Raw genomic sequence first — 789 nt, forward strand, 5'->3', positions numbered from 1 at the left:
GTCAAGCCCTGTATCGGTATCGGCCTGGTCCAGGTACATTTGTGCCGAAGCCCAGATGTTCATCTTCACTCTTTCTTCATCCTTGATCCGCTGAAAAAACGCTACTGCATTCCAGATAATGAGTGAAACAATGATGAGGGAGGAAATTATAATAAACCAACGACGAAAGTTCCGTTTTTCTGAAAACCTCATTAGGGGCAAAGCTTTAAATGCGATTAAATATAAGCGTTTTAGTCCTATTTTTATTGTGCAGCGGATTTTTCATCTCCTGCCTGTTTTGTTACCTTTGTCAAAATCTTCAGAATGCTGACCATAGATCCCAAAGAAATACCTGTTTCACAAATGCATCAATACCTTTTAGGTGCAGTGGGCCCAAGACCTATTGCTTTTGCAAGCACCCTTGATGAACAGGGCAGGCCAAATTTATCACCCTTTAGTTTCTTCAATGTTTTTAGTGCCAATCCGCCGATCCTTATTTTTTCTCCTGCGAGGAGGGGAAGGGACAACACTGTGAAACACACCTACAACAATGTGAAAGCAACAGGGGAGGTGGTGATCAACGTTGTGAACTACAATATGGTGCAGCAGGTTTCTCTTTCAAGTACAGAATATGCCGAAGGGGTGAACGAATTTAAGAAAGCAGGATTTACGATGTTGCGGTCTGAAGTGGTAAGACCTTTCAGGGTGAAGGAAGCCCCCGTGCAATTTGAATGCAGGATCAATGAGATAGTGGAATTGGGCGAAGAAGGCGGTGCAGGAAATTTAGTGATCTGTGAAGTGCTAAAAATG

At 43.0% G+C, this 789-nt stretch carries 1 protein-coding gene and 1 pseudogene; one reads left to right on the forward strand and one right to left on the reverse strand.

Annotated elements, in window-relative coordinates:
* Positions 1-192, reverse strand: a pseudogene (locus tag HC175_RS15635) (sensor histidine kinase); the annotation flags it as partial.
* Positions 193-303: 111 nt separating this feature from the next.
* Here HC175_RS15635 and HC175_RS15640 point away from each other — a divergent pair.
* Positions 304-789: flavin reductase family protein (locus HC175_RS15640; RefSeq protein ID WP_168139373.1), on the forward strand; the 486-nt coding region annotated here is incomplete at its 3' end.

It is taken from the genome of Salinimicrobium oceani (assembly GCF_012037645.1).